This window comes from Kaistia terrae, from assembly GCF_026344005.1.
Classification (GTDB): domain Bacteria; phylum Pseudomonadota; class Alphaproteobacteria; order Rhizobiales; family Kaistiaceae; genus Kaistia; species Kaistia terrae.
Map to the genome: position 1 here is coordinate 387,800 of NZ_JAPKNH010000004.1, position 24,887 is coordinate 412,686.

A 24,887-nucleotide genomic window follows, 5' to 3' on the forward strand; every position below is an offset into this window, starting at 1 on the left:
GCTGCAGAGAAGCCTGCTCGCAGGTGCTCTACAAATTCCGGAAAGGGACACCGCCTCGCATCCTTACCGGCCCGATCTTCGACTACGTGTTCGGGGTGGCGGCTTAGGCGCGTACTGGAACGTATGACCGGAGGCTGGCGGGAGCTCTTTGGAAGGCGTTGCTGTTTTCCAGCATCGTACCGAAAGTGCTCCGGCTGAAGAACGCGAAGTCGGATTCGAAAAACGTCCCGTAAATGTCGCTGTATCTAACAGTTCCGACTAAGAGGAACACATACCCGTCGAGGCCAACTGCCATCTGTGAGACCAAATCGTTGTCTCCAACCTCGGCGGGCGCTATCGAGACCGTCGTCGGCTTGCTTGATGGACCAAGAGAGTTCCATCCCTTGAGGCCAAAGTTAGAGACGGGCAGAGCGCGCTCGATGGTCTCTCCGATCTCTCCCACTTTTGCTTTAATGACTTTTGCTGCGACGTTGAAATTTGGTGCGGGGGTAGCTCCCACGTTCTCCAGATGGATGACAAGTTTGTATCCGTTGCCCACGTAATGTTCAGCAGTGGTTGCGTGAACATAGGCTCGGGTTTCGGCGTGAGCCAAAGCCTTCGTGGTCGTTAGTGCCTCGCGGGTTTGCTTGAGCGACGTCCACAAGGACAAAAGGGCTACTGCGCTCAACACCAGACTGACGCAGGTCACCCAAAACATCCAGCGCGCCCAATAGGCCATTTCTTGCTGAGCGGCCAAGTCCAAGCTGTCGCGGGTCATTGCGACAAAATCTGCAACTGTCATATTCCCCTCCCGTCCCCACCGCAGAGAAGCAGGGCCAGGTCGGAATGTCGAGGTATAGGGGGAGATATGGACGCGCAGCGAGTGCAGGTTCTGATGCTGATCTTGGCGGTGGTCCCGCTGGTCGTCGGCGGAGGTGCCATCCTATATCCGGTCAGCACCATGCTCATATGCGGCGTCCTGGCGGTCTATGCCGGCGGTGCGCTGTTCCTGCCCAGCTCGGGGCTCGCAGCCATTCCCGCCGCTTCAATCCTCATCGTTGGCGGGATCGGCCTCTGCGGTCTGGCCGGCGCTATCCATGCTGTGCGCCAGATGGACCCTCGGCCGAAACCCCCGAAGAAAAACCCCTACGACTGACGCTCCATGTCGCATTCCATGTTGCGTCGGGCTGCCGCACGTCAGGCAAAACTGAGGAAAACCCACAATTGTGGATGCAACACGAACGCGACATGGTCGGCCCTTTTCAGGGGGCGAGGCCATCGTCAAGTCGTTGATTTTTAAGGAGAATGCTTTGGTACAGTTGGCTGGGCTCGAACCAGCGACATTCGGATCCACAATCCGACGCTCTAACCAACTGAGCTACAACTGCGTGCCAAAAGCGAGCGGAACTTAGAATCAAAGTTCGCGGGTTTCAAGTGCGGAATCAGAGTTATCCGCAGAAGCTTGGCTGCCATGCAAAACGGCCCGAAATGGCTTCGGGCCGTTTGCTATTCTGGCGGATTTCCGCGGGAAAAAGCCGAAAGGATCAGCCCGGCTGGAAGCCCTTGAGCGCCTTCTCGAAGCCCTGCTTGACCGGGCGCGAAGCGTCGGTTGCGAACTTTTGCGAGAATTCGTGAATCTCGCGGGTCTGCGCTGTCAGCGTCTCGAACTGCTTGCGCGCGAACGAGGCCTGCAACTCCATCGCTTCCGCGAACGACTTGACGCCCATGAAATCGCGGGCGAACGCGAAGGTCGCATCCGCATGGGTCTTGGCGTTGTCGAGCGACTTGCTGCCGAGGGCGAGGAAACCGCTGCGAGTGGTCTCGTAGCTGTCCTCAAGCGCTTCGGTTGCCTCTTCGGTGGCGCTCTTCAGCTTGGCGTAGGCGTCCTTGCTGTCGGCGACGGCCTTGTCGGCGAAGTCACGGAACACAGCCGGAACTTCGACATTCGGAACGGCAAAGCTGAAGGCTTCGAACGGCGCGTCGAAACCCTTGCTCGTCTTGGCAGTGGACTTGGCGTTTTTGGGAGCGGCGGAAGCGGTGTCGGACATGAACTGAAAGTCTCCATCGGGCTCTAGGGCCGTCGCGGAGCTTGATCCCGGATCCGTTACCCGGACCCTTTGCAACTCCGATCGACTTGAGCGCGAACTTACACTAAGTCATGTTGCAATGCAATATTATGTTGCGACGCACAATTTCAGAATTATTTCAATCCTTTAGCGTCGAATGACGCTAAAGCCCTGTCGATATCCTGCAAGGCAACCGGCCGCCGGCGCCTTGCCGATTGTTTTGAGACCTACTTCTTGCCTGGCTGCTGGACGCTGCTGGCGGCCTTTCCGATGGCTTCCGCCATGTCCTTGCTCTGGCTCTGAGCTGTCTCTACCTGCGACTTCAGGTACTCCTGCTGGATCTGGCCGAGTTCCTCAACGGTTCGGGCGCGGACCAGCTTCTGGGCGAAGTCAAAGGAAGCGGCCACATTGGCTTCCAGGAAAGCCAGCGCCTGGCGGTTGACGTCGCGCGCACTGGATTGCAGCGTCTTGGCCGATGTCTCCGACTTCTCAACCGCCTTCACCGTGGCGCCCATGAACTCGTCAAAAGCCTTCTTGGCCTGATCGACGCTCTTGTCGGCAAGCGCGCGCATCTGCTCCGGAATTTCGAACGCCGTTTTGTCAGCCATCGCGATCTCCCATGTTGAGGACAAGACAACAATAGCTCTCGGGGGCAGAGACGCAAGGCGAGGCCGCGCCGAATGCTTTCGGGATCGGTTGCTTTTGAACCGCGGCGCAAGCAACACATTAACCAAGGGAGGCAAGAGATAAGGGGTTGCGGCGCTGTGGCGTGGACCGGCGAGGTTCCTCCCTATATTAGCTTATCTCTATGGAATGGTTGTCCTTCGTGGGACGGTCGTTCGCCGGCAGGTCAAGCCGGAATGGGGACGCAGGCCAAACTCGGTCGATGCGAGCGCCGATAGCCAGCACGCCGGAATGGCGGGAAAAGTGGCAACCGTATGAGTGGACGCAACCTTGCCTATCTCGACCTGTCGGCCCTGCCGACCGTCGGACCGGCATTGCTGTCTGCCCGCCCGACTTTCGTCTGGGCGGCGGACGGGCGACGCGTCCTTTGGGCCAACGCCGCCGGCGCCGCCTTTTTCGGTGTCGCGGAACTGGACCGTCTGCTGGATCGCCGTTTCTCCGACACACTTCCCTCGACCACCCAGATTGCCCGCTTTGCCCGGGCGCTGCCGAAGGGGGCCACTCGTGTCGAACGGATCAGCTTCGCAACGGGCGGTCGGCTGCAGATGCTCGCCGCACATTGCACCCGCATCGCGCTGGCCGATGATACCAGTGCCGTCCTGATCGCGCTCGATGCGCCGCGCGGACAATCTGCCTCGCTCGTTGAACGCGCCGAGCGCCTGGCCGATGCCGTCGTCGCCGAGGATTGCCTGGTCGCGATTCTGGATGCGTCCGGCGAGGTCGTCGCCGCATCGGGCGGGCTTGACGCGCTGACGGCGGCCGAAAGTGCCATCGAGGCGTTGGTCGCCGGCATCGATCGCAGCGACGAGCGCCTCTTGAAGCGCGTCATCCGGATCGACGATGCGCGCCGCCCGGCCGGCGTCGCCCGCTTCGAGCAGGAGGGGCGCCGCTTCCATCTGCTGGTCGTCGGCCCGGCGGAACGCGTCGCTATCGAGCCGGCTCCCGTCGTCACCGCGCCGCTGCCGGAAGTCGTTGCTGCGACCCAGCCCGCCGAGACTGTTCCGCTTGAGACGCCAGCCCTGGTGCCCTCGGCAGAGCCGGAGACGGACGAGGCTGCACCGGAGCCGGTGGCGGTCCCGCTAGACGAACTCGCGGTCGAGCCGGAGCCCGTCGCGGTCGTTGCCCCTTCGGACGAGGAGATTCCCGTCGTCCAGCCTTTGGCCGAGGTTGAGCGCGTGCCGAAGTCGATGGCAGATATCGTCGAGGCCGTGAGCGATGGCGTCGTCGCGAATGCTGTCGTTGCGGAAGAGCCGGTCGAAGCTCCCGTGTCGGAGCCCTCGCCGCCGACCGCTGCCGAGACGCTGGCAGAGCCTTCGGTCGAGGCGCCGTCCGATGCTGCCGATCACAACGAGCCCGAATTCCAGTTCGAAGCTCCGACCGGCCCCATCCGCTTCGTCTTCCAGATGGATGCCGAGAGCCGGTTCAGCTTCGTCTCGCCGGAGTTCGCCGCCGTCGTCGGTCCGCATTCGGCTTCTATCGTTGGCGTGGCCTGGTCCGAGGTTGCTTCTGCGCGGGGGCTGGACGCGAAAGGGACCATCGCAGCCCTGATCGCCCGCCGCGACACGTGGAGCGGCGCAACGTTGAGCTGGCCGGTCGATGGTTCGGACCAGCGCGTCTCGGTCGATCTCGCGGCGCTGCCCGCCTTTTCGCGCGATCGTGCGTTCGAGGGCTATCGCGGTTTTGGTGTGCTCCGTCCGACTGAGCTGCGCCGCGAGCCGCCCGTTGCTGCGCCGAAGCCGGTTGTCGTGCCTCCGACGCGCCCGCCGGTGGTGCAGCCGTCGAATGTCGTGCATTTGCCGCGCCCGGCCGTCACGCCCGGTGATGCCGAGCGCCTGAGCATGCCCGAGCAGGACGCCTTCCGGCGCATTGCCGTGGCGCTTGGCGCAAAGGTCGAGGACGCGGCGAAGGAAGCCGAAACGCAGGCGACACCCGTCGCGCAACCTCCTGCCGTCGAGCCGGACGCGCCCTTGGCGCAAGAGCCTGTCGTCGAAGCGCCAGTTTCCGAACCTGTCGTGGCAGCGTCCGAAGCTGTCGAGCCGGAGGCGGAGATCGCCCCGGCGGGCTTGGCGCAGGGCCAGCCTGTTAGTGCGCCGGAGCTGGCCGAGCCGGTCGTACCCGCCGCCGCCGCGCCCGAGCCCGAAACGCTTCCGTCTGTGGCGGAGACCCCGCCTGCCGCCCCCGCGCCAGACCGTCAGCTTGTCGAAGATCTGGCTGCCGCGGGCCACAAGATTGCCGAGCTCGAGGCGATCCTCGATACCGCCACTGATGGCGTTGCCGTGGTTGACGCCAATGGCTGCATCGTGCGGATCAACCGCAGCGCCGAAGCACTGTTCGGGGTCGATTCCGTTGATGTTGCCGGACTGCCCTTCACCCATCTGCTGGCCGAGGAAAGCCGGAAGTCGGCGCTCGATTATCTGGAGGGCCTGGCCCAGAACGGCGTCGCCAGCGTGCTGAACGATGGCCGTGAAGTGATCGGCCGGGTGCCGCAGGGCGGGCTCATTCCGCTGTTCATGACGATGGGCCGGCTCGGCGAGACGGGTAAATTCTGCGCTGTGCTGCGCGACATCACGCAGTGGAAGAATGCCGAGGAAGAGCTGATCAACGCCCGCCGCGCGGCCGAGACCGCCTCGATGCAGAAGTCGGACTTTCTGGCCCGGGTCAGCCACGAAATCCGCACGCCGCTCAACGCCATTATCGGCTTCTCCGAAGTGATGATGGAGGAGCGTTTCGGGCCGATCGGCACCGAGCGCTACAAGGAATATCTGCGCGATATCAATGTGTCGGGTGCGCATCTGATGAGCCTGCTCAACGACCTCCTCGACCTTTCCAAGATCGAGGCGGGCAAGCTCGATCTGAATTTCGAGGCGGTGGCCTTGAACGAGATCGTCATGGAATGCGTCGCCATGATGCAGCCGCAGGCCAATCGCGAGCGCATCATCATCCGCACCAGCCTGTCGAGCCAGGTGCCGAGCATCGTTGCCGATCCGCGCTCGATCCGTCAGATCGTGCTGAACCTCGTTTCGAACGCTGTGAAGTTCACGCTGGCCGGCGGCCAGGTGATCGTCTCGACGGCGTTGGAGGAGCGCGGCGAGGTCACGCTGCGCATTCGCGATACCGGCATTGGCATGTCGGAGAAGGATGTCGAGACGGCGCTGATGCCGTTCCGCCAGGTCGCGAGCGCCACCAAGCATCGCAGCGACGGCACGGGTCTCGGCCTGCCGCTGACCAAGGCGCTGGTTGAGGCCAACCGCGCCGCCTTCCTGATCGACAGCGCGGTCGGGCAGGGCACGCTGATCCGTGTCACCTTCCCGTCGACGCGGGTTCTGGCCGGGTAGGGAAGACCGAATCCGACGCAAGCAGATCTTCACCTCTCCCTGAGGGAGAGGTCGGAGCGAAGCTCCGGGTGAGGGTTAGGGAACTATCCGGGTGAGGCCGTAAACCCTCACCCGCCGTCCTTCGGCCGTCGACCTCTCCCTCAGGGAGAGGTGAAGCAAGATAGCGGCTCACCCCGTCGCAGGCCTTACCCCAAGACTGGTGAAGAACCGCAGCAAATAGCCGTCGGGGTCGGCGACGACGAACTGGTGATGGCCGAGTTCCTCGTTCTCTCGCCGATACCAGCGCGTCTCATAGGGCAGCGAGATCGGCGCCGCATCGCGCATCCGTTCCCAGAGCGCATCGACGTCGTCGACCTGAATTTGAAAATTGACGCCGCGGCCGAACGGGCGTTCGAGGACCGACTTGTGGAAGCGGCGTCCGGGGCCTTCCGCCTCTTCCAGCATCAGATGCACGCCGTCGCGGTCGAGGAAAACGAAACCCTCTTCCGGGCGGCCGTAGAGGACGCGAAAGCCGGCCAGTTCTACATAGAAGCGCAGTGAGTCTTCGAGGCTGGAAACCTCCAGTTCGGGCACCAGCTTCGGCTGCATCGGGTCGCTTTCTATGCCGCTACTCGGCGGCGATCTGCATGGAGAGGTTGTCGAGCGACGACACGATGTGTTCGGCCAGCGCATCGACGATCGGCGTGGTCGGCTTGTTCCAGGCGCGCACCAGCCCGATCTCGCAGGGCGCGAGCTTCGGAAAACCGTCCGCCTCGCCGAGCACGCGCATACCCGGTCGCAGCGCCGATTCCGGCTGCACCGAAATGGCGAGGCCGGCCAGCACGGCGGCGGCGAGCGCCGTCGAATTATTGCTGGAATAGAGGATGCGATAGCGCCGGCCGATCGGAGCCAGCGCTTCGATCGCCGTCTTGCGCCAGCAGCAGGTGTCGCGGCCAAGCGCCAGCGGCAGCACGTCTTCCTGTTCCAACTGGTGATGGTTCGAGACCACCCAGAGCAGGGGCTCTTGCCGGACCACCTCGGTCATCGGCGTGCCCTTGATGTTGGTGATGATGCCGAGGTCGAGTTCGCCGGCGCGCAGGCAGTCCAGCAGCTGCAGCGTCGGTTCGCAGACCACCGTCACCTCGACGCGCGGATTGGAGCGTGAGAAGCGCGCCAGGATCTCTGGCAGGAAACGGTCGGCATAGTCGTCCGGCGTGCCGAGGCGGACACGGCCGGAGAGTTCGTCGTCGTCGAAGGCGGCCATCGTCTCGTCAGACAGCCGCACCATGCGGCGGGCGTATCCGAGCAGCCGCTCACCGTCCTCGGTCAATTTCGCGCTGCGCCCGTCACGGCCGAAAATCGGCTTGCCGAGCCGCTCTTCGAGCCGGCGCATCTGCATCGAAACGGCGGATTGCGTCTTGTGAACGGTCTCGGCGGCCCGCGTGAAGCTGCCGGAATCCGAGATGGCGACAAAGGTTCGCAACTGGTCGAGATCGAGCATGGAGGCCATGGTCAGTTCCCTCGCTGGATGCAGCAACCGTTCCGGGCAGGCCACAAAATCCGACATTTCGTCCGCGAACGAAGCATCGGCGTTTCGGCTGGAACGGTCTGCCGGGGGCGTGCAACAAGCAGGTGCGCCCCGACGATATGCATCATCAAATCCGATGGCTGATATTAGAAACATTCGTTGGAATGATCAATCGGGACGGAGCATCTTACCAATCGTACCCAACACGCGTGACCGGGCAGCCCCTTCGAACCAGTCGAAGGAACCCTTCGCGCTCGCCGCTGGAGGCCGATATGACCACATTCGAAACGTTCACCCCGGAAGCTCGCCCCTCGCGTGGCCGCACGATCCTCATGGTCGGCGCCAATCTCCTGGTGGCAGTTGTGACGCGCGTTCGCGTATGGAAAAATCGTCGCGAAGTCGCGCGTCTCCTGCAATGGGACGCCCACATGCTTGGCGACATCGGCCTGACGCAGGGCGACGTCTATTCGGCGCTGGCAACGCGCGCCGACGAGGACGCGTCGGTGCAGCTATCGATGCGCTCGCTCGAGCGCCGCTATGCCAGCCATGCCCAGGCGAGGGATCGTCTCGCGCATGCTGCCGAATTGCGCGGCCCCGCCGCCCGTTACGAGCGCAAGGCATAGCGACCGTAAGGTCGTCGAAATCCTTGCCTCAACACCGCAGCTGGAACCCCTAGATCCCCTGGTGGTTCCATACTTGGCCCGCCGCATCCGTGGCGGGCCTTTTTCATTTCTCGCCCGTCTTCCCGGTCAGTCTTTCCGGGTCGTCGGCGCGAAGCGGTCGAAGATCATTTCCATCGACTTGCGATAGTTGTCCTGCATGCTTTTGCCGGCGTCGAACAGCCGGTCGATCACTTCCTCGTTGCTCATCGGGCCGGGCTCCGGCTCGGGCTCCTTCTCCTTGCCGAGGAAGCTCTCCATCAGCGTGACGAAGGGGAGGTCGGGTCGCTTCTGCGCCGCCGGCTTCGGCTTGGCGCCGCCGCCGGTCATCTCGCGCATCATGGCGAGGAACGGGTTGTCGTAGGTTTCGGTCTGCCGCTGCAGCCCGCCCATCATCATGTTGGCCATGACCGGCATCATCCGCCGGATGACGTCCTGGGCGATGCCGGTCGTCGCCTCGACCTGCAAGGCGACAGCCCTGGCGACCTCTGGCGAGCCGAACATGCGCTCGACGATGTTTTCACCGTCGGCGCGGGCCTTTGGCGTCATGGCAGCGAGGGGATTGTCAAAGTAGGACTGGAACTGGCCGGCGCCGACTTGCTGCCAGAAGGCGGCGACGCCGAATGGGTCGGCGGCGCTGCGGCGCATGCCGAGCCAGAAGGCCGGCATCATCGCCTCGAAGGCCTTCGACTGCTGGTCGGAGGAAAGGCCGAACTCCTTGGCCATGTTCGCGGCGAAAGCGCCTTGCTGGGCCTCCAGCATCAAATCGTAGAACGTCTTCATCATGTTGCTCCCGCCGCCCCGTTGCATGATCGGCGCGGCGGTCGGTCCGCGTCAAACGAATCGTGTCGATCGTCGAAGTTAGTGCGTCATCAGCACCGGCAAGGTAAGTCCGTGGAGCATGCCGCGCGTGGCGCCGCCGAGGATCCATTCCAGCAGGCGGTTATGGCCGTAGGCGCCCATCAGGATGACGCCCGCATTGGCGTCCGCCGCCGCCTGACGAATGGCCTTGGATACGTCCTTGCCGGGATTGGGCACCTTGCGGATGCTGCTCTCGATGCCGTGGCGCAGCAGATGGCCGCAAAGCCGCTCGCCGGTCGGCAGCTTCTTGCCGTCATCGACCAGCACGATCTCGACATGCGTTGCCATCTTCAGGAACGGCGTGGCGGCGCGAACCGCGCGGGAGGCCGTGATGGTGCCATCCCAGGCGATCACGATCCGGCTCGTATCAATGGTAGTGGGGCCTTTGCGCGGCACGATCAGCAGGGGCGCGCCGGCGTTGAACAATACGGCTTCGATCAGCGCTTCGCGCACCGGTTCGGGATGGTCGGGGTCGTCCTCGCCGATGATGACAAGATCGGCAAGCCGCACTTCATGGACAATGCCGTCCAGGCCGCCACCGGCCATGACGTCGACCAGGTGTGCTTCTGCGTCGATGCCCGCTTCGGCTGCGATGGAGTGGAAGGCGCCGATCGCCGTCTCGGCTTCCTTGAGCGCCTGGTTGCGGGCGCTGATCATGAAATCGGCCGGCACCGGCGCAATCGCATAGCCGGGGACAATAGGGTCATAAGCCAGCGAAAGGCCGCTCAGATGGGCGCCGAGCCGCTTGGCCAGATCCGCAGCCGCGCGTGCCGCCGGGCGATCTCCGGCGAGGTCCACGACGACGCTGATGTCCTTGATATCCATGATGCGCTTCCTTGACTGTCACGAGCGGGTCGAAGCTAGAGTCTACTCCGCCCGCGCGCTTTGAGAAGGATCAATTGCAACAGGCCTGCAACTAATAGGCGTGGCGGCGGAAGACCTCGCTGATGTCGCCGTTCCATTCCGTGCGGCATTCGTGCAGCAGGCGCTCGGCCAGGGTCTGGCCGCTGGCGACGATCTCCTCGACCGGCTGCAGGTAGACCGTCTCGTCATGGCCGTCGCTGTTCAACTGCCTGCGCGCGGCGAGGCCCTGGCGGGCGATCTGCACCATCTCGCGGGCGATGTCGCGGACCGTACCATTGCGGAACGGGGTCGACAGGGCAGTCTTTGGAACGCCGTCGCGCAGCGCCTGACGCTCTTCCTCGGTCCAGTCCTTGACCAGTTCCCATGCAGCGTCCAGCGATGCCTGGTCATAGAGCACGCCGACCCAAAGCGCCGGCAGCGCCGTCAGCGGCCGCCACGGACCCGCGTCCGCGCCGCGCATCTCGATGTACTTCTTCAGCCGCACATCGGGGAACAGCGTGGTGAGATGATTGTTCCAGTCGGAAAGCGTCGCCACTTCGCCCGGAAGTCCGGGCAGCTGCCCCTTCAGCAGGTCGCGGAACGACTGGCCGGCGACGTCGTGATAGGTGTCGCCGCGCTTGACGAAATACATCGGCACGTCGAGCGCCCAGTCGACATAGCCTTCGAATCCGAAACCTTCGTCGAACACGAACGGGATCAGGCCGGAGCGCTGGTTGTCGGTGTCGCGCCAGATCTCGGCGCGGTTGGACAGCAGGCCGTTGGCGGCATTGTCGAGGAAGGGCGAATTGGCGAACAGCGCCGTCGCGATCGGCTGCAGCGCCAGCGAGACGCGCATCTTCTTGACCATGTCGGCTTCGTCGGCGAAGTCGAGGTTCACCTGGACGGTCGAGGTGCGGAACATCATGTCGAGGCCGCGCGTGCCGACCTTCGGCATGTAGCCCGCCATGATCTCGTAGCGCGATTTCGGCATCACAGGCGTTTCGGCCAGCGACCAGATCGGCGACGTGCCGAGGCCGATGAAGCCGACGCCGAGCGGCTCGGCGCATTCGCGCACCTGGGCCAGATGCGCGTGCAGTTCGCGACACGTCTGGTGGATCGTCTCGAGCGGCGCGCCGGAGAGCTCGAACTGGCCGCCGGGCTCCAGCGAGATGGCGCCGCCGCCGACCGGATCGACCAGACCGATGATCAGGCCGCGGTCCTCGATCGGCTGCCAGCCGAGAAGACCTTCCATCAGGCGCAGGATGCGTTCGATGCCGCGCGGTCCCTCGTAGGGGACGGGCGTCAGGTCATCGGTGTAGAAGCCGAACTTTTCGTGTTCGGTGCCAATTCGCCATTGGGATTTGGGCTTGGAGCCACTGGCAATTACGTCGACGAGTTCGTCGCGCGATTCGACGGTCGTGGAATCGGTAGCGTCGCGGGCCATGAGTACTCCGAAGCAATGAGGCGCGGCACATTAGCGGCGCGCTGTCGGTACGGCAATGGACCGCCATTTGAGCTGCAAAGCTGCGCTCGAAGGTGGACCGATCGCCCGAATCTGTGCACCGATAGCACCAAGGATACGTTTTCAGGGAGGAAATTCAGCATGACCGATTCGTCGAGACCCGTTGCCATCATCACCGGAGGCACGCGCGGCATTGGTGCTGCGATCGCGCGGGCGCTGGCGGCGCGGGGCGTCGACCTGGTGCTTTCCGGCCGTCACCGTGACGAGCCCGTGGAAAAGCTGATGCGCGAACTGGGCGCTATCACCGGCGTCCTGTTCCACGCCGGCGACGCCGCTGATCCCGCCTCCGCGCCCGCCGTGGTCGATGCGGCGCTCGCCCGGTTCGGTCGTGTCGATTATCTGGTGCCGTCGGCGGGCGGTGCGGTTCCCGGAACGGCGCTGACCGTGACGCCGGAGGCCTGGGACAACGCGTTTCGCGTGCACGTCCACGCACCGTTCCATCTGTTTCGCGCTGCGCACGCCTCGCTCGCCAAGCAGGGCGGGGCGATGCTGCTGATCTCGTCGGTGGCTGGCCTGCGCGGCTGCCCCTCTACGGTCGCCTACCAGACCGTCAAGGGCGCGCTGCCGCAGATGGGACGGGCGCTGGCCCGCGACCATGGCCATGAGGGCATTCGCATCAACACGATCTGCCCCGGCATCATCGAGACCCGTTTCCATGACGCGATGACGCCGGAAGCCCGCGCCAACAACCTCGCCAACCGCATCCCGCTGCAGCGCCTCGGCTTGCCCGAACAGGTAGCAACCGCCGCCGTCGAACTGCTGACCAACGAGTTCATCACCGGCGAGACGCTCGTCGTCGATGGCGGCATGAGCATGCGGATGGTTTGATCGCACAGCCCGGAAGGCTTCGGCCTTCCGGGATACTTTCCTTCGTCAGCGCCGTCCCAGCACGATCACGTTGCCGATCATGACGAGCGCGAGTCCGGCAATCGCGAACGCCGTCCAGTGATAGCCTTCGGCGACGGTCGAGATCAGCAGCGCGAACACCGGGAACAGCACGGTCGAATAACCGGCTCGTCCCGAGCCGATCCGGCCGAGAAGCGTCAGATAGGCGAAGAAGGCGATCACGGACGAGAGGATCGCCAGCCAGAGCAGCGATGCGATGTACTGGAACGACCAGTCGATGATGAAGGGCTTGCCGAGCGCGGCGGCGCTGAGCGCCAGGATCGCGGCGCCATAGGCCATGCCCCAGGCACTGGCCGAGACGACCGGAACGCCACGCCTTTGCGTCGTGGCGGAAATCATGTTGCCGATGCAGAAGAACAGCGTGCCGCCGACGCAGAGCAGCAGGCCAATGGCCGCGTCATGGTCGATTTCGGTTCCGGCGATCTCCGGCCAGAACATCAGCGCCACGCCGCCGAAGCCGAAGGCAGCGCCCGCGAGGATGCGCCGATCGATCGGCTGGCGCAGGAAGATCGCCCCAAGCAGCATGTTGAAGACGGAGGCGAGCGAGAAGATGACGGCCAGCAGGCCAGAGGTCAGCTTCGCCCCGCCGACATAAAACTGCAGGAAATTCATCGAGAAGATGAAGAAGCCGAGCCCGAGAAAGCGCAGATGGTCGGCGAGCGGGAAGGCGAGGCGATGTCGGCGGATGAAGGCCCAGCCGAACATCACCAACGAGGCGAGCAGGAACCGCCAGGTCAGCGCCACCTGCGGCGCAACAACGCCCAATTGCATCTTGAGCGCGATCCAGCTGGTGCTCCAGGCGAAGACGGTCACCGCGTAGAGCGAATAGTCGAAGCGCGTCATCGGCGCGGTGGCGGAGGTCGGGCGGCGAGTAGAGGCGGACGCGACCGGGGCGTCGAGAACGACGGAATTTTCGGGGGGAGGCATGCGGCGTTCCGTATTGCTGGGACGGCACCGTGGGCCGGACGTTTGCGTGCGTCCAGCAAATCTTTGTGAGCGGTGACGTCACGCAGTTTGATGAATGCGATGCTGCAATGCGAAAGAACGGCGGAATTCAGCGCCAAATTGCGATGGAGGATTGGTCCTCCAATCAGCGGGAACACTCGCATGGACAGGCGCTTGTCGAAACTTACCGCGATTTAATGAGGACCGCGCCGGCGACCGCCCCATAGCAATACGGGGGACACAGGAAAGCTCGTCATGCGCAGATCCGTTGTTGCCGTGCTCGTTGTTGCCGCAGTGGTTGTCGTCGGTGTTGCCTATCGGGAGGGGCTTCTTCCCGCCTCGATCGCCCGGTTTACCGCCAGCGATGGTCCGCCGGCGGACAAGGGCGGGGGCGGGGCAAAGGGCGGACGGCGCACTGCCACCCCATCCGTGACCGTGGCGGCAGCGGAAACCGGCGATCTGCCTGTACGGCGGTCGACCATCGGCTGGATCAACTCGACCGCTTCCACCTCCGTGACCACCCAGCAACAGGGCGTCGTCACCCGCATCGCGCTGGCGAATGGCGCGGACGTGAAAGCTGGCGACCTTCTCGTCCAGCTCGACGACCGTGCCGCGCAGGCGACACTCGCGCGTGACAAGGCGGCGCTCGTTCGCGACCAGGCCACGGTCGTTTCGACCAAGGCCGATCTGACGCGCGCACAGAGTCTCGTCGCCAAGCAGGTGGATTCGAGCCAGCAACTCGATCAGGCCGTCGCCGCCGCTGCCAGCGCCGCCGCCATCATCTCGCTCGACCAGGCTAATATCGACGCCGATCAGGTCGTGGTCGACGATATGCGGATCGTCGCGCCGCATGACGGGCGGCTCGGCGCGTTCGCGATCACCGTCGGCAGCCTCGTTCAGCCGGGCACGACAGTCGTTGTTCTGACCGACATGACCAATCTCGAGGCGAATTTCACCGTCTCCGATGCCGATGTCGGCTTGCTGCGTCAGTCGCTGGCGAGCGGTGATGTGCCGGTGCGCGTCTCGCCCTCGAACCAGCCGACCGCGGAGGCTTCCGGACTGAAGGCGGCTGGCAATTCCGTTCCGGCCAATTCGGCCACAACCTCGACGCAGGCGACCGTCGACTTCATCGACAGCAACATCAACACCGGATCCGGCACGATGGCCGTTCGCGCGGCTGTGCCCAATCCGGATCGCACCTTCTGGCCGGGGCAGGCGGTCAAGGTCGAGATCGATCTCGGCAGGCATAGCAATGTCGTCCTCGTGCCGACGGTCGCGGTGCAGCCCGGACAGACTGGCTCGAACGTCTTCGTGGTCAAGCCGGACCAGACCATCGACGTCCGGCCGGTTGAACTCGCCGGCATCGTCGGTGATCGCGCCGGCATCGTATCCGGCCTCAAGGCCGGCGAGATGGTGGTGACGGAGGGCCAGCTTTCGCTCGCAAGCGGCATGAAGGTCACGGTGCGCGACGCCAAGCCCGCTCCAACGGAGAAGGGCGCTCCGTCCAATACGAATGGCGACGGCGCTGCCATCACCAAGGGCGACACGCCGCAGAAGAAGTCCGGCGCGCCGGCGTCCGTCGACGGATCGGAGGCAAAGCTGTGAAGATTTCCGAACTCTGCATCCGCCGTCCGGTCGCCACGATCCTGTTCTTCCTCGGCATCGCCATGGGCGGCGTCTTCGCCTACCAGCAATTGCCCGTCGCGGCGCTGCCGGAAGTCAGCTTCCCGACCATCAGCGTCTCCGCGCAATTGCCCGGCGCCTCGCCGCAGACCATCGCGACCGCCGTCGCCACGCCGCTGATCAAGCAGTTCGAGACCATTTCAGGCATCGACACGATCAGCGCCACCAGTTCGCTCGGCAATTCGCAGATCGTGCTGCAGTTCGCGCTCAACCAGAACATCGATACCGCCGCCGGGGACGTGCAGGCGGCCATCGACCGTTCGCTGCGGCAATTGCCGCCCAACATGCAGAACCCGCCGAGCTATCGGAAGGTCAATCCGGCCGATGCGCCGGTTCTGCTGCTGGCCGTGCAGGGAGATACCCTGCCAATGTCGACGCTCGACGATTTCGCCGAGAACGTGATCTCACCGAGCCTGTCGACGCTGCCCGGCATCGCCCAGGTCGGCGTCTATGGCGGCCAGACCTATGCCGTGCGCGTGCAGGCCGATCCCAACAAGCTCGCCACCCGCAACATCGGCCTCGACCAGATCTCCTCCGCGCTCGCCGCCGCCAACGACCAGACGCCGGTCGGCACGATGCAGAACAAGAGCCAGTCGCTGGTGATCGACGCGCCGACGCAGATGACCAATGCTGAGGCCTTCAAGCAACTGATCATCGCCAATCCGAACGGCAGCCCGGTGCGGCTCTCGGATGTCGCCAATGTCGTCGACGGCGTCCAGAACTCGCAGACGGCCGGCTGGTATGACGGCACGCGCTCGATCGTGCTGGCGATCCAGCGCCAGCCAAGCGCCAATACGGTCGCCGTGGTCGACGCGGTCAACGCGCAGCTTCCAAAACTGATGGCGTCGATGCCGGCCTCGATGACGATCAAGGTGCTGAACGACCGCTCCACCTCGATCCGCGCCGCCATTTCCGACGTCCAGACGACGCTGGCGATCACCATCGGTCTGGTGATCCTCGTCATCTACCTCTTCCTCGGCAAGGTTTCCGCCACCTTCATTCCGGCCCTGTCGGTGCCGCTGTCGCTGGTGGCAGCCTTTGGCGGCATGTATTTCTTCGGATTCAGCGTCGACAACATCTCGCTGCTCGGCCTCACGCTCGCCGTGGGCCTCGTGGTCGACGACGCCATCGTCATGCTCGAAAACATCATGCGCCATGTCGAGGAGGGCATGCCGCCCTTCGAGGCGGCGCTGATCGGCAGCCGCGAAGTCGGCGCGACGATCGTCTCGATGACGCTGTCGCTGGTGGCCGTGTTCCTGCCGGTTCTGCTGATGGGCGGCGTCATCGGCCGGCTGTTCAACGAGTTTGGCGTCGTCGTCACGCTGGCGATCGGCGCGTCGATGGTGGTGTCGCTGACGCTGACGCCGATGCTGGCGGCGCGCCTGCCGAAATCTGCCAGTAGCCATGTGCGCCGTGGGCCGGCTGCCTGGTTCGAGCGCGGCTTCCTCTGGGTCGAGGGCCGCTATGATCGCGGCGTCGACTGGTGCCTCGCCCACCGCTTCATCATCCTCGGCGTCTTCCTCGCCTCGGTCGCGGCATCGGGCTGGCTGTTCATGACGCTGCCCAAGGGCTTCTTCCCGCAGGAGGACATCGGCCAGCTTTCCGTCTCGACCCAGGCGCGGCAAGACATCTCCTTCGACGCCATGGTCGGCTTGCAGCGCCAGGTCGAGGCGACGCTGAAGGCCTCGCCCTATGTCGATCACGTCGCCTCCTTCGTGGGCGGCGGACCCGGCTCGGTGACGCTGAACTCCGCCTCGCTGTCGGTGCAGCTGAAGCCGAAGGACGAGCGCCCGCCGGTCAATGTCATCATGAATGAGCTCCGGGGCCAGCTTGCTCGCATCCCCGGCATCCAGTCCTATATCCAGCCGGTGCAGAACCTGCGCATCGGTGGCGTCAGTTCGCAGAGCACCTACCAGCTGATGCTGCAGGCGATCGACCAGCAGGCGCTGAACGACTGGGCGACGAAGATGACATCCGCGATGCGGGCGGATCCGCACTTCGTCGATGTCGCCAACAATTTGCAGAACAACGCGCTGCAGGCCCGCGTTGTCGTCGACCGCGACAAGGCGGATTCGCTCGGCATCTCCGCCGCCACCCTGCGCCAGACGTTTGAGGACGGCTTCGGTACCTCAACGGCCGCGACGATCCAGGCGACCGGCTCCAGCTATGACGTCATCCTCGAATATGACCCCGACCTTGCCTGGTCGGACAGCCTGCTCTCCGATATCCGGGTCCGCTCTGCGTCCGGCACGCTGGTGCCGTTGTCGAGCTTTGCCAGTGTTCAGCGCACGGTCGGGCCGGTCACGGTCAACCAACTGGGCCAGCTGCCGGCCGCGACGATCTCGTTCAACCTGCCGGACGGCGTGGCGCTGAGCCAGGCGACGGACCAGGTCGAGGTGCTGAAGCAGCAGATCGGCGTTCCGGCCAATGTCTACACCTCCTATGCCGGCACGGCGCAGGTGTTCCAGCAATCGCTGGCGACGCAGGGCATCCTGATCTTCGCGGCGGTGCTGACGATCTATGTCGTGCTCGGCATGCTCTATGAGAGCTTCATCCACCCGCTGACCATCCTTTCCGGCTTGCCGGCGGCGGCGTTCGGCGCACTGGTGGCGCTGAAGGTCATGGGGCTCGATCTCTCGGTGATAGCGCTGATCGGCATCCTGATGCTGATCGGCATCGTCAAGAAGAACGCCATTATGATGGTGGATGTCGCCATCGCCGGGCAGCGCGAGGAGGGGCTGGCGCCGCGGGTCGCGATTCACCAGGCGGCGGTGCGCCGGTTCCGGCCGATCATGATGACGACCTTCGCGGCCCTGCTCGGCGCGGTGCCGATCGCGCTCGGCACCGGCGCCAGCGCCGAACTGCGCCAGCCGCTCGGCATCGCGGTGGTCGGCGGCCTGCTGGTCTCGCAGCTTCTGACCCTGTTCATCACGCCGGTGATCTTTGTGGAGATGGAGCGGCTGAGCCGGTTCCTCGCCGGCCTGCGCCGGGAGAGTAGGGCGGCGGCCAGTCGGGATGCGGAATCTATCCGGCCTGGTCTGGAGCCCGCTCCGCATCCGGCTGCCGAATAGCGTTGGTTCCTATCGATCGAGGTTCGTATTCACCCCGTCAGCGACTACAAGTCCCCCAAACTGATTTGGGGGACTTTCATGACCAGTCTGGCAGGCGCCACGGCGAGCTATCATCCGAAGCGCGGCGACAAGGGCGAAAAGATTCTCCTGAAGAAGCCGAGTCTGCCCAGCACGCCGGACACATGGCTGAACCCCGACATGGCGGCGACCTTCGTGCCCGGCAGCGAGGTTCCGTCTGAGATCGCAGGCATCCCGCTCGCGCCCTGGCTGGACGTGCCGCGCACCGAGGCCGAGTGGCAGGCGGTCGCGGGCATCAAGACCGATCTCGTCGAGCCACCCTTGCAGGGTCTGGCGGGCAAGAAGGCATCGAGCGGCGTCGTGATCGAGGAGGCGGATGGCCGCGTCTGGCTGATCGCGCCATCGAACCAGTTCGGTGGCTACAAGGCGAGCTTCCCGAAGGGGACGGCTGATCCGAAGCTCTCCTTGCAGGCAACGGCCATCAAGGAAGCGTTCGAGGAGACCGGCCTGCGCGTCGAGATCACGGGTCTCATCGGTGATTTCCCGCGTACGACATCGGTGGCGCGGATGTATCGCGCGCGTCGCCTCGGCGGGACGCCTGGTGCAATGGGATGGGAAAGCCAGGCCGTGCATCTGGTGCCGAAGGCGAAGCTGCTCGACTTCCTGAACATGCCCGCCGACCACGCTTTGGCGAAGATCCTGCTCGCAGGCTGATCCGGCTCCTTCGGCGCGGGTAAAAAATCCCGCAACCTCGTCGAAATGCATCCGGCTCGCTCGTCGTCCTGTCGTGCCATGACAGGAGGAGAGCACCATGCAGAAGATCACGCCGTTTCTCTGGTTCGACAACCAGGCCGAGCAAGCCGTCCATTTTTATGCCTCGGTGTTCAAGAATGCCAAGGTTGGCAAGGTCGCCCGCTATGGCGAGGCCGGGCCGGGACCGGCGGGAAGCGTGATGGTCGCGACCTTCGAAATCGAAGGGCTGGCCTTCACGGCGCTGAATGGCGGGCCGAACTTCAAGTTCACGCCGGCGGTCTCCTTCGTCATCGACTGCAAGTCGCAGGCCGAGGTCGACTATTTCTGGGAAAAGCTTGCCGAAGGTGGCCGGACCGACCAGTGCGGCTGGTTGCAGGACCGGTTTGGCCTCTCCTGGCAGGTGACGCCGACCGTGCTGATCGAGATGCTCAATGACCCCGACCCGGCGAAATCGCAACGCGTCATGGCGGCGATGATGCAGATGACCAAGATCGAGATCCCCAAGCTGCATGAGGCCTATGAGGCGGCCTGAATGACGGCTTGGTGACTCTAAACGCGGGCTGGCGGAATCGGCTGGTTCGGCATCTATTGATGGATGCCGAACCCAAGCGAGCCGTCAGCCCCATGCGCATTCTCGTTGTCGAAAATTATCAAGCCACCTCGCTCGGCCTGATGCGGCCAGCGCTCGCCGCGGCCGGAGCGATCATCGATGTCCGCCGGGCGCATGAGGGAGATCCGCTGCCCGAAGCGCCGGACGGCTATGACGCGATCATCGTGCTGGGCGGCGGACAAAGTGCGGTCGACGACGAGACGCATCCCTATCTGCCGCGCCTTGCCGGCCTGATGCGGGCCTTTGGCGATGCCGACAAGTCCGTCCTCGGCATCTGCCTCGGTTCGCAGATTTTGGCACGCGGCTACGGCGCGAAGAACGTCCTCGGCCGACCGACTGAATTCGGCTGGCAGGAGGTGACGCCGACCGAGGCCGGCCGCGACGATCCCGTCGTCGGCGTGCTGGAAGGCGCTTCGCCGCTGTTCCATTGGCATTCCGATACATTCAGCCTGCCGGAAGGGGCCGTCCACCTCGCCTCAAGCGCGTTGACGCCCAACCAGGCGTTTCGCATTGGCCGCGCCGTATACGGCATCCAGTTCCATTTTGAGGCCGATACGGCGCTGGTGCGCGACTGGAATGAGGCCTTCGCGGATGTCGCCGCAGAGATCGATCCGGACTGGCCCGAGCGGCATGCGCGGGAGGAGGGGCCGCTCGGCGGCCGCGCTGACGAAGCCGGCCGGGCCATCGCCCGCGCCTGGATTGCGACCATCCGCTGAGGGCGGAGTTTTGCTTGTCACTCCGGCATGAAATGGCGCGCTGCGCGGGTGGATCGCTGAGCCTTACAGCTGCAGTTCCAAGCCTCGACCATCATCCTGAGGTGCCCGGCGAAGCCGGGCCTCGAAGGAGGGTCCTGGGGGCTGAGTGGAGTTAGCGCCTCCTGCCGGCGCAGGAGTCCTGGAAATACTGGCGCTCCGCTGGACCCTCCTTCGAGGCTTCGCCGACGCGAAGCACCTCAGGATGATGGCGGAGCGGGGCGACCAGACTGAAGGCTCGCGGGAACGGCACGGCCTTTGGTCCGGACTATCTTACTCTCTGCGAACTGGTCGCTTCGCCGTCGCGCGTTCCTCGAATTGCATCAGCCGCAATGAGGCGATCTCTTCTCGCGCACCGGCCTCGGCGGCGTCCTTCATCGAGGCCGCGACATAGGCGATGTGATCGACCGCCGCCTTTCGCGCCGCCACCGGGTCGCCGGCGAGGATGGCATCGCGGATCGCCTTGTGCTGGGCCAGCAGTTGGTCGCGCGAGCCCGACTGCCCATAGAGCCGGCTGCGGTTGTAGAACACGCCGTCGGCGAGCAGCCGGTAGCAGGCACGCAGCACGTGAATGATGACGATGTTGTGGGTCGCTTCGCCGATCGCCTGGTGGAACTCGACGTCGAGCGCCGCCTCGCGCCGGAAGTCAGCCTTGCCGTGCTCCGTCTCCATCGTCTCGATGATGCGGCTGAGGATCGTGCGGTCGGCCTCGGTGGCGCGCTCCGCCGCCATGGCCGCCGCCGACGCCTCGATTTCGCGCCGGAACTCCAGATAGTCGCCGCCCGCCTTGGGCGACTGCGCGATCAGCTCGACGATCGGCGCGGCGAAGACAGAGCCTTCGATCGCGGCCACATAAGTGCCGCCGCCCGGACGGCTTTCCACCAGCCCACGACCTTCGAGCGCCTTCAATGCGTCGCGCAGGATCGGCCGCGAAACGGCGAGGGTCGCCGACAGGTCGCGCTCGCCCGGAAGCTTGTCGCCCGGATGCAGGACGCCTTCCAGCACCAGCATCTGAATCTGACGCGCCACTTCGTCAGCGGTCGCACGGGAAGGAATCGGTTGAAAGACCATGCGAATGAGCCTATCAGGTTCAATCAGAAAGTGGTCAATTAATTGATCCAGTTTGGCGGGCGGGGCTCGCATTTCAAAAACAAATGAAATTGGAGTGCCACCATGGGCAACTTGAAAGACGCTACAAGCATCGCAGATCTGAGGCTGTTGGCGAAGCGCCGTGTTCCCAAGGCCTTCTTCGATTACGCCGATCGCGGCTCCTACAATGAGGAGACGATCGACGCCAACAGCGAGGACTTCAAGGCCCTCAAGCTGCGCCAGCGCGTCATGGTCGACGTTTCCAACCGCTCGACCGAGACGACGCTACTCGGCGAAAAGTTCGCTTTCCCGTTCGCCTTCGCGCCGACCGGCCTGACTGGCATGCAGCATGCCGATGGCGAGATCCTCGCCGCCAAGGCTTGCGAAAAGGCCAACATCCCGTTCGCGCTGTCGACCATGTCGATCTGCTCGATCGAGGACGTGGCGGCGGCGACCACGCGGCCGTTCTGGTTCCAGCTCTACGTGATGAAGAACCGCAACTTCGCCAAGCAGCTGGTCGAGCGCGCCATCGCGGCAAAATGCTCGGCACTGATCCTGACGCTCGACCTGCAGGTGCAGGGCCAGCGTCACCGCGACATCAAGAACGGCATGACGGTTCCGCCGCAGATCAAGCTGCACAACGTCCTCGACATGGCGACCAAGCTTCCCTGGGCGTTCAAGGTTCTGGGCAGCAAGCACAAGACGTTCGGCAATCTGAACGGCGTCGAAGGCATGAGCGGCGTCAAGTCGCTCGGCCAGTGGATCTCCGGCCAGTTCGACCCGGCGCTGAACTGGGATGACGTGGCCTGGATCCGCTCGATCTGGCCCGGCAAGCTGATCCTCAAGGGCGTGCTGGATGTGGGTGACGCGCAGAAAGCGGTCAACACCGGCGCCGACGCCATCGTCGTCTCCAACCATGGCGGCCGCCAGCTCGACGGCGCCCCCTCGGCGATCTCGCGCCTGCCGCGCATCGTCGATGCGGTCGGCAACCAGACCGAAATCCTGTTCGACAGCGGCATCCGCTCTGGCCAGGACGTTCTGCGCGCGCTGGCGCTCGGCGCCAAGGGCTGCATGATGGGCAAGGCCTTCCTGTTCGGCCTCGGCGCGGGCGGCGAAGAGGGCGTCTCGAAGGTCATCCAGATCGTCGGCAAGGAACTCGACGTCTCGATGGCCCTGACAGGTCGTCGCACCCTGGCCGAGATCGACGATACCGTCATCGACCGGGGTTGAGCCCGGCTCGCCGCCCGCCTACTGCTTGAGCAGGCGGCGCTGGCGGGAGAAAGCGATGCGCGAGGGACCAAGGCGTTTCGAGGATCATCCGCTTCGAAGCGCGGTGCTGAACGAGATCCATGCGCGGCCTTTCCACATGATGGAAGCGCCGCGCATCGTTTTGAATTACGCCTTCATGACCGATGCCGGTCATGCCGACACGGCGCGCGACCGGCTTACCGCGCTGTGCGCCCGCAACGGCCTGCCGCAACCGGCTGCCAATGCGCGCCATCATGTGGTCGATCTCTGCGGCGGCACGCTACGCTGGGAGAGCCACGCCGAATTCACCACCTATAGCTGGGACGCGCGCGGCGGCACCGGGGCGCTGCCGGCCGAGACGCCGTTCGGCGAGGCGTTCGAGGCACCTGGCCCGCTGATGGTGGCGGCAAGGCTTGATCTCATTGCAGACCAGAGACCGATTGCCGAGCTTCTGACCGGCTTTGATCCGGGCTCGCTCGCCGTCTCCGAGGTCGCCGGCGGGCGCGGCGTGATCGCGTCGGATTTCCGCGAGGATGGCGACGGCTATACGCGCCTGCTGGTGGTCGATCGCGGGCTCGAGCCGCAGGAGGCCGGGCCGATCGTCCAGCGCCTGCTCGAACTCGAGACCTACCGGACGCTTGCCATGCTGGGGCTGCCGGAGGCGCAGCGCCTGCACCCGGAGCTTCGCCGCATCGAGACCGAGCTGGTCGCCAATACCGGCCGCTTCCGCGCCAGCGAGGGATTCGAGGCCAACCGGGCGCTGCTCGACGATCTGACCGCTCAAGCGGGCGATCTGGAAGCCGGAGCTGCCGAGAGCGCCTTCCGCTTTGGCGCCAGCCGCGCCTATTCCGAGATCGTGCGGCTGCGCCTCAACGCCATGGATGAGCAGCCGCTCGCCGGTTATTCGAGCTTCACGGCGTTCCTCGCCCGTCGCATGGCGCCGGCGATGCGCACCTGCCAGACGGTCGAGGGTCGCCAGCAGGATCTATCGCGAAAGCTGGCCCGAGCGGCGGCGTTGCTGCGCGCCCGCGTCGATGTCGAGCTGTCGCAGCAGAACCGCGCTTTGCTCGACAGCATGAACCGCCGCGCCCGACTGCAATTGCGCCTGCAACAGACGGTCGAGGGGCTCTCGGTCGCGGCAATCAGCTACTACATCGTCGGGTTGATCGGCTATCTCGCCAAGGGCTCGTCGGTCGTCGGATTCGAGCTCGACCCGACGCATCTGACCGCCTTCGCGGTAATCCCGGTGGCGCTGTTCGTCTGGTACCTCGTCCGCCGCATCCGGTCTCGGCACGACGATGGCCAGGGTGACTAGGCGCTTCAGGCTGGGGCGAGAAGGCGTTGCAGTCCCTCGTCCCAATGCGGATGCTCGCCATAAAGCCCGGCAAGATGATCGATGAATAGCCGGACCTTGGCGGCAAGGAAGCGCCGGCTCGGATAGACGGCATGCACCGCGACATGCCGCGAGGCGCGATAGGCCGGCAGCACGACGACGAGGCGGCCCTCGCGAAGCTCCGGCCCCACATCCCAGGTCGAGCGGAAGGCGATGCCGAGCCCGGCCAGCACCGCCTCGCGCACGACCTCGTTGGAATTGGTGCGAAGCCGGCCTTCGACATGCACCGTCACCGGTCCGTCCGGGCCTTCGAGCCGCCATGGGTCCTGGCTGGCGGTGGCGAGCAGGGTATGGCGCGACAGCTCGGCGATCGTCTGCGGCGTGCCGTGCTCGGCGAGATAGGCCGGCGTTGCGCAGAGCAACCGGTGATTCGGTGCCAGCCGCCGGGCGACAAGGCTTGAATCCGTCAGTTCGGCGATGCGGATCGATACGTCTATGCCGTCCTTGACCAGGTCGACGAACTCGTCCGATAGCACGAGATTGACGGTGAGGCCGGGATTGGCGGCGAGGAAGCTGCCCAGATGCGGGGCGATGTGCAGCCGGCCGAAGGTGGTCGGGGCTGAAACCTTCAGCGTGCCGCGCGCGACGTCGGAACGGCGGCTGACAAAGGATTCCGCCTCGTCGATCGAGGCGAGGATCTGCACGATGCGGTCGTGGAACCCGCGCCCCGCCTCCGTCAACGCGATTTGCCGGGTCGTGCGCTGCAACAGGCGCGTGCCAAGGCGATCCTCCAGGCGCTTCAGGCGCTTGGAGACGACGGCGGGAGATAGTCCAAGCTCGCGACCCGCCGCCGAAAGGCTTCCGGCGGTGACAACGCGGGCGAAGATCTCCATATCGGATAGAGTGCTCATTGCCTCTATACTGGCAAAAAAGTGGGGTGATTTTCAATCCTGCGGCAAGGATGATTGTTTTCCATCCCGGCTTGGGTACAAACCCGTCCACGCTTAGATTGGTTCTGAACTG

22 protein-coding genes and 1 tRNA gene are annotated in these 24,887 nt (G+C 64.7%); 11 read left to right on the forward strand and 12 right to left on the reverse strand.

All coding sequences use genetic code 11. The features are described 5' to 3' along the window. Nucleotides 1–103: 103 nt before the first annotated feature. Nucleotides 104–781 carry a hypothetical protein gene (locus tag OSH12_RS14340; RefSeq protein ID WP_266344245.1) on the reverse strand — a complete coding sequence of 226 codons (678 nt, stop codon included), beginning with the start codon at nucleotides 779–781 and terminating at the stop codon, nucleotides 104–106. Nucleotides 782–862: 81 nt separating this feature from the next. On the opposite strand from OSH12_RS14340, the gene OSH12_RS14345 reads away from it, so the two are divergent. Then, the gene (locus OSH12_RS14345) at nucleotides 863–1,135 is read left to right on the forward strand and encodes a hypothetical protein (protein WP_266344246.1); all 273 of its coding nucleotides are present in this window, start codon (nucleotides 863–865) and stop codon (nucleotides 1,133–1,135) included. 155 nt (nucleotides 1,136–1,290) lie between these two features. Here OSH12_RS14345 and OSH12_RS14350 read toward each other — a convergent pair. The 3 genes from OSH12_RS14350 to OSH12_RS14360 form a co-directional block, all read right to left on the reverse strand. After that, nucleotides 1,291–1,367 (reverse strand) — tRNA-His (locus OSH12_RS14350). Nucleotides 1,368–1,523: 156 nt separating this feature from the next. Next, nucleotides 1,524–2,027, reverse strand: a complete 504-nt coding sequence (locus OSH12_RS14355) for a phasin (protein WP_266344247.1) — start codon at nucleotides 2,025–2,027, stop codon at nucleotides 1,524–1,526. 245 nt (nucleotides 2,028–2,272) lie between these two features. Continuing rightward, complete coding sequence (locus OSH12_RS14360) at nucleotides 2,273–2,653, reverse strand: phasin (protein ID WP_266344248.1); 381 nt, start codon at nucleotides 2,651–2,653, stop codon at nucleotides 2,273–2,275. Nucleotides 2,654–2,983: 330 nt separating this feature from the next. On the opposite strand from OSH12_RS14360, the gene OSH12_RS14365 reads away from it, so the two are divergent. After that, the gene (locus OSH12_RS14365) at nucleotides 2,984–6,064 is read left to right on the forward strand and encodes an ATP-binding protein (RefSeq protein ID WP_266344249.1); all 3,081 of its coding nucleotides are present in this window, start codon (nucleotides 2,984–2,986) and stop codon (nucleotides 6,062–6,064) included. A 168-nt stretch (nucleotides 6,065–6,232) separates the two neighbouring features. Here the strand turns inward: OSH12_RS14365 and OSH12_RS14370 are convergent, their stop codons facing one another. Together OSH12_RS14370 and OSH12_RS14375 are read right to left on the reverse strand one after the other, a co-directional pair. Continuing rightward, complete coding sequence (locus OSH12_RS14370) at nucleotides 6,233–6,652, reverse strand: bleomycin resistance protein (RefSeq protein ID WP_266344250.1); 420 nt, start codon at nucleotides 6,650–6,652, stop codon at nucleotides 6,233–6,235. A 19-nt stretch (nucleotides 6,653–6,671) separates the two neighbouring features. After that, complete coding sequence (locus OSH12_RS14375; protein WP_266344251.1) at nucleotides 6,672–7,553, reverse strand: LysR substrate-binding domain-containing protein; 882 nt, start codon at nucleotides 7,551–7,553, stop codon at nucleotides 6,672–6,674. A 290-nt stretch (nucleotides 7,554–7,843) separates the two neighbouring features. On the opposite strand from OSH12_RS14375, the gene OSH12_RS14380 reads away from it, so the two are divergent. Next, a complete protein-coding gene (locus OSH12_RS14380; RefSeq protein WP_266344252.1) occupies nucleotides 7,844–8,194 on the forward strand; it encodes a DUF1127 domain-containing protein in 351 nt (116 codons plus the stop codon). Nucleotides 8,195–8,320: 126 nt separating this feature from the next. Here the strand turns inward: OSH12_RS14380 and OSH12_RS14385 are convergent, their stop codons facing one another. The 3 genes from OSH12_RS14385 to OSH12_RS14395 form a co-directional block, all read right to left on the reverse strand. Continuing rightward, entirely contained in the window at nucleotides 8,321–9,016 is a 696-nt protein-coding gene (locus tag OSH12_RS14385; protein ID WP_266344253.1) for a DUF937 domain-containing protein, read from the reverse strand. 75 nt (nucleotides 9,017–9,091) lie between these two features. Continuing rightward, the gene (locus OSH12_RS14390; protein ID WP_266344254.1) at nucleotides 9,092–9,916 is read right to left on the reverse strand and encodes a universal stress protein; all 825 of its coding nucleotides are present in this window, start codon (nucleotides 9,914–9,916) and stop codon (nucleotides 9,092–9,094) included. 91 nt (nucleotides 9,917–10,007) lie between these two features. After that, nucleotides 10,008–11,378 carry a glutamate--cysteine ligase gene (locus OSH12_RS14395; RefSeq protein ID WP_266344255.1) on the reverse strand — a complete coding sequence of 457 codons (1,371 nt, stop codon included), beginning with the start codon at nucleotides 11,376–11,378 and terminating at the stop codon, nucleotides 10,008–10,010. Between the two features lie 159 nt (nucleotides 11,379–11,537). Between OSH12_RS14395 and OSH12_RS14400 the strand changes: the two genes are divergently transcribed. Beyond that, the gene (locus OSH12_RS14400; RefSeq protein WP_266344256.1) at nucleotides 11,538–12,284 is read left to right on the forward strand and encodes an SDR family NAD(P)-dependent oxidoreductase; all 747 of its coding nucleotides are present in this window, start codon (nucleotides 11,538–11,540) and stop codon (nucleotides 12,282–12,284) included. Nucleotides 12,285–12,329: 45 nt separating this feature from the next. Here the strand turns inward: OSH12_RS14400 and OSH12_RS14405 are convergent, their stop codons facing one another. After that, nucleotides 12,330–13,289 carry a DMT family transporter gene (locus OSH12_RS14405; protein ID WP_323180657.1) on the reverse strand — a complete coding sequence of 320 codons (960 nt, stop codon included), beginning with the start codon at nucleotides 13,287–13,289 and terminating at the stop codon, nucleotides 12,330–12,332. A 273-nt stretch (nucleotides 13,290–13,562) separates the two neighbouring features. Between OSH12_RS14405 and OSH12_RS14410 the strand changes: the two genes are divergently transcribed. From OSH12_RS14410 to OSH12_RS14430, 5 genes are all read left to right on the forward strand, one after another. Then, nucleotides 13,563–14,912 carry an efflux RND transporter periplasmic adaptor subunit gene (locus OSH12_RS14410; protein WP_266344257.1) on the forward strand — a complete coding sequence of 450 codons (1,350 nt, stop codon included), beginning with the start codon at nucleotides 13,563–13,565 and terminating at the stop codon, nucleotides 14,910–14,912. Further along, nucleotides 14,909–18,061, forward strand: a complete 3,153-nt coding sequence (locus OSH12_RS14415; RefSeq protein WP_266344258.1) for an efflux RND transporter permease subunit — start codon at nucleotides 14,909–14,911, stop codon at nucleotides 18,059–18,061. Before OSH12_RS14410 ends, OSH12_RS14415 begins: the two co-directional genes overlap by 4 nt. A gap of 78 nt (nucleotides 18,062–18,139) precedes the next feature. Further along, nucleotides 18,140–18,793 carry an NUDIX hydrolase gene (locus OSH12_RS14420; protein ID WP_266344259.1) on the forward strand — a complete coding sequence of 218 codons (654 nt, stop codon included), beginning with the start codon at nucleotides 18,140–18,142 and terminating at the stop codon, nucleotides 18,791–18,793. Between the two features lie 97 nt (nucleotides 18,794–18,890). Further along, complete coding sequence (locus OSH12_RS14425) at nucleotides 18,891–19,364, forward strand: VOC family protein (protein ID WP_266344260.1); 474 nt, start codon at nucleotides 18,891–18,893, stop codon at nucleotides 19,362–19,364. Nucleotides 19,365–19,456: 92 nt separating this feature from the next. Continuing rightward, nucleotides 19,457–20,158 (forward strand): type 1 glutamine amidotransferase, encoded by a 702-nt coding sequence (locus OSH12_RS14430; protein ID WP_266344261.1) that lies wholly within the window; start codon nucleotides 19,457–19,459, stop codon nucleotides 20,156–20,158. 309 nt (nucleotides 20,159–20,467) lie between these two features. Here the strand turns inward: OSH12_RS14430 and OSH12_RS14435 are convergent, their stop codons facing one another. After that, nucleotides 20,468–21,265 (reverse strand): FadR/GntR family transcriptional regulator, encoded by a 798-nt coding sequence (locus tag OSH12_RS14435; RefSeq protein ID WP_266344262.1) that lies wholly within the window; start codon nucleotides 21,263–21,265, stop codon nucleotides 20,468–20,470. A 111-nt stretch (nucleotides 21,266–21,376) separates the two neighbouring features. On the opposite strand from OSH12_RS14435, the gene OSH12_RS14440 reads away from it, so the two are divergent. Both OSH12_RS14440 and OSH12_RS14445 read left to right on the forward strand, forming a co-directional pair. Then, entirely contained in the window at nucleotides 21,377–22,513 is a 1,137-nt protein-coding gene (locus OSH12_RS14440) for an alpha-hydroxy acid oxidase (RefSeq protein ID WP_266344413.1), read from the forward strand. Between the two features lie 55 nt (nucleotides 22,514–22,568). Further along, the gene (locus OSH12_RS14445) at nucleotides 22,569–23,846 is read left to right on the forward strand and encodes a DUF3422 family protein (protein ID WP_266344263.1); all 1,278 of its coding nucleotides are present in this window, start codon (nucleotides 22,569–22,571) and stop codon (nucleotides 23,844–23,846) included. A 5-nt stretch (nucleotides 23,847–23,851) separates the two neighbouring features. Here OSH12_RS14445 and OSH12_RS14450 read toward each other — a convergent pair whose 3' ends face one another. Further along, nucleotides 23,852–24,775 (reverse strand): LysR family transcriptional regulator, encoded by a 924-nt coding sequence (locus OSH12_RS14450; protein ID WP_266344264.1) that lies wholly within the window; start codon nucleotides 24,773–24,775, stop codon nucleotides 23,852–23,854. Between the last annotated feature and the right edge of the window lie 112 nt (nucleotides 24,776–24,887).